Source organism: Thalassotalea sp. G20_0 (assembly GCF_017744175.1).
Lineage (GTDB): Bacteria > Pseudomonadota > Gammaproteobacteria > Pseudomonadales > Endozoicomonadaceae > Endozoicomonas.
This window is the reverse complement of record NZ_JAGHQV010000132.1, coordinates 1-3,050: the sequence shown is the minus strand read 5'-3', so window position 1 is coordinate 3,050 and position 3,050 is coordinate 1. Positions and strand designations below refer to the sequence as shown.

At 48.3% G+C, this 3,050-nt stretch carries 6 protein-coding genes and 1 pseudogene; 3 read left to right on the top strand and 4 right to left on the bottom strand.

Going from position 1 to position 3,050, the window contains the following annotated elements; genetic code table 11:
- Positions 1–378: hypothetical protein (locus J7438_RS24920; RefSeq protein ID WP_209278748.1), on the top strand; the 378-nt coding region annotated here is incomplete at its 5' end.
- Positions 379–606: 228 nt separating this feature from the next.
- On the opposite strand, the gene J7438_RS28535 is transcribed toward J7438_RS24920, so the two are convergent.
- The 4 genes from J7438_RS28535 to J7438_RS24900 all read right to left on the bottom strand — a co-directional run bounded on the left by J7438_RS28535 (position 607) and on the right by J7438_RS24900 (position 1,786).
- A complete protein-coding gene (locus J7438_RS28535; RefSeq protein WP_209278747.1) occupies positions 607–807 on the bottom strand; it encodes a transposase in 201 nt (66 codons plus the stop codon).
- 91 nt (positions 808–898) lie between these two features.
- Positions 899–1,222, bottom strand: coding sequence for a hypothetical protein (locus J7438_RS24910; protein WP_209278746.1), 324 nt, complete (start codon positions 1,220–1,222; stop codon positions 899–901).
- Positions 1,177–1,464, bottom strand: coding sequence for a hypothetical protein (locus tag J7438_RS24905; protein ID WP_209278745.1), 288 nt, complete (start codon positions 1,462–1,464; stop codon positions 1,177–1,179). The genes J7438_RS24910 and J7438_RS24905 overlap by 46 nt, the downstream gene beginning before the upstream one ends.
- 19 nt (positions 1,465–1,483) lie before the next feature.
- Complete coding sequence (locus tag J7438_RS24900; RefSeq protein WP_209278744.1) at positions 1,484–1,786, bottom strand: hypothetical protein; 303 nt, start codon at positions 1,784–1,786, stop codon at positions 1,484–1,486.
- 364 nt (positions 1,787–2,150) lie between these two features.
- On the opposite strand from J7438_RS24900, the gene J7438_RS28730 reads away from it, so the two are divergent.
- Both J7438_RS28730 and J7438_RS28725 read left to right on the top strand, forming a co-directional pair.
- Positions 2,151–2,414 carry a DUF8612 domain-containing protein gene (locus J7438_RS28730; protein WP_503003939.1) on the top strand — a complete coding sequence of 88 codons (264 nt, stop codon included), beginning with the start codon at positions 2,151–2,153 and terminating at the stop codon, positions 2,412–2,414.
- A pseudogene (locus tag J7438_RS28725) lies at positions 2,345–2,497 on the top strand (hypothetical protein); the annotation flags it as partial. The gene J7438_RS28730 and the pseudogene J7438_RS28725, both read left to right, overlap by 70 nt.
- Between the last annotated feature and the right edge of the window lie 553 nt (positions 2,498–3,050).

Below are 3,050 nucleotides of genomic sequence, written 5' to 3'. Positions count from 1 at the left end.
CCGTTGGCGGACGGGCAGGACGGTATAGCAACAGGCAGCAACTCCGTGGCGAACACTGGAAAACCCACCCGGCCAGGCAGCCCTGTGTACCATGTACTGACCGAACATGGGACTGACTCTGACGATAGCCATGGTGAACCGGTGGCGGACGGACAGCCCGGTATAGCAACAGGCAGCAACTCCGTGGCGAACACTGGAAAACCCACCCGGCCAGGCAGCCCTGTGTACCATGTACTGACCGAACATGGGGCTGACTCTGACGATAACCATGGTGAACCGTTGGCGGACGGGCAGGTCGGTATAGCAACACAGGGCAGCAACTCCATGGCGAACACTGGGAAAGAGATAAAAAGTCCCCTGCTCACAGCCATGCCATGAACCCAGCCTTTTCCAATGCTTTCTACATAGTTCTCGTCCAAAAACGCATCAGGCAATCATAACCGGACTGTACGTAAGTTTTAATATTTCCTGAAATTCCAGAGAGCCAGGAAAACTCCTCCCTTTTTTTCTCTAATCTGGAACGGATATTGGAGAAAAACGCAAAAAGCAGGCAGAAAACATCCTCCCACCAAGCTGGAAAGGTACTGCCATGTAGAATGGAGTTGGCTAACAGGATGGTGCCGGGTGCCTGGCCAGAATCACCAGGTTATAACAGACCACCGATAACCAGCAATGAGAGTCAAAACGCTCAGAACCCTTGCAGTGGCAACTTGATAGCCCAAAACATCTTTTTAGCCACGAAATTCCTGCTTCAATACCTGCCCGGAAGCGAAAGAGCGTTTTATGCACATACTGACTTTTAGTCATCTCTTCGACTATCAAGTCCGCGCTTCTTATTAAAAGCCACATCGCTGATACCCATGGCCTTGGCTTTTTCCAAATTAGCGCGACACGCATATCAGCCGTCACTGCTTGTCTGGCGAGGTACACGACCATAAATTTCTTTTTGTCTTTCCATCATCGGAATGAATCGGTCCGAATCCGCTGGGTTACCTTCCTCAATAACCAGGTCCAGGATCAATCGACTTTTTCCCTGAACCAGGTTCAGTTTATGGCCGTACTGCACTTGCCGCCTGTCTTTTACGATGATATCCGTATGGGGTTCATACAGGCTAACCACTTTCTCCTGGGCTGGCACCTTTTCACCCTTAAAGACCCTGCGCTCTGTCTGGGAGACTATTGCATCCACCAGGGGTAACGGTGATCCACATCGGCCTGCCACTTGTCGGCATCATCAGCCAGGAGACACTGCCCCTGCTGACGGGCGTCTGCAAGCTTGACAGTGGCTTCGACAAGCACCTTCCGGGATTTTCGGGTCAACTGCAGCAGTTTTTTATAATGCTGATGCCGCTCTTCTTTACCAGCGTAGATGCATTTTCTGGCCGCATCTTTTACGGCTCGGTTGTGATGGGTATATTCATAAAGCGATGTCGCTGTCAGTGCTTGTCCCCCAGCAGCCGACAAATTTCTTTAACGGAACTGGCTAAAAGATCACTGTCGCAAGGAGGTTTGATATCCGATTCGGTGACTGTGCCGTCAATAGCCACAGTGCGTCCCTTCTCAATGCCCTGATCTTTAGCGGTCGTGCCGCACGAAGAACGGATTCTGCTGATAGTCCGTTCCGCCCAGTGTTCTGTTTATAACCAGAACTTAAGTCCTCATAAATCCAGTCATTGAACTGTGGATGGGCATCAAGCCATTGCGAGATACCGGAAAGCTGAGAGCAGGTTTCATGAGGTACGTAATGGAGTTCCATACTACACTGCGGGTTGCGTTTTTTACGCATTTGGGGCCCTCTCTGTTTGGCTTTCCCTGATGTTTATTGGCCTTGGGAAGTTTAGATGCCGAATAGCAGTAGGGCTCCACTTAATTTTTCAGGATAAAATCTCCAGTTTTCAATTGGTTGTGTTTTTGGACGGGAACCAGCTAATACCCATTAACCCGGATATTTCATAAACTGCCCCGAATCTCGACGACCACATGGATATGGGAGGTAGGGCGACGCAGAGTGCCCATTCAATCAGAGCGAGTTGAAGCAGAGGCCTGCTGGCAGGCAGGAAGAGCATGATATTATCAGCTACTGTCTGCGGATTTTACTCCTCCGCTCGGGTCGCTGATTGAGCTTGACCAGGTTATTTCGGCAATAGCTTGTGGTGGTTATCCAAAAGCAATGCAGCCTTACTTCAAATCGAAGGACACGCTGGTTCAGATCTTATACTGATGCGATTATCCGGCGGGATATCAAAGAAGTTTTTCAGCTGCAAAAGCTGGACGAAATGGCGCAGCTGCTTAAATTATTGTCTTCTGTTTCTTCTGAGGCGCTGAATTATGTGACAAGAGTCAGCGGGAAGTGGACTTTATTCTGTCAGGGCATAATGGCCATGCCACAGGCATTGAGGTCAAGGCAGGCATGACGATCAGGAAAGAGATGTTCGCAACTCTGGAAATGCTTATTGCAACTAGTATTCAGCGGGGGGGTAATTGTTTACAACGGTGATAAGGTGCTCCCCTTTTTAGAAAAACTGGTGGCTTTGCCGGTAGGGCACCTGTTTTGAATATAAGTTGTCTGTCGTGCAAAAAACAGTGAAGGCAAAATCATTTCGCAGCATTAAGAAATCTTGATTGTTCAGCACCGCTCTACCGTCTCCAATCACAGAGACGATGGCCACAGTACCAGGCATGACCTTTTCTGGCCCGGGTTCTGTCACATTTGTCGCACCAACAGCGCTAATCGGCTGTCCGGGAATTGCATTTTCATAGCAAAAAAAGTCCCATGTAATTCAAACTATTCTTACCACTGCCATAAAACTGGCTACCGTTATCAAACCCCTATTAACGCTTTTACCGATGTAGAAAAAAGATGTTGAAAAAAAAGATCTAGAAAAAACAGTTGCGTGTCAGAAATACTCAAACATCACTGACTTGTTTGCTTCTTTGTGTTTGCCCTATAAGACAATGGATTAATATCTCCGTAAACAATTTTATTATGAGGTAATGATTTTGATACGGCAATCAGGCGTAAACCCGGCAGGCATGGCCATCGACCCGCA

Bases quoted from the DNA above. Each gene is read 5' to 3' on its own strand.
- J7438_RS28535 (WP_209278747.1), bottom strand. From the start codon at position 807: ATGACTAAAAGTCAGTATGTGCATAAAACGCTCTTTCGCTTCCGGGCA.
- J7438_RS24900 (WP_209278744.1), bottom strand. From the start codon at position 1,786: ATGCGTAAAAAACGCAACCCGCAGTGTAGTATGGAACTCCATTACGTA.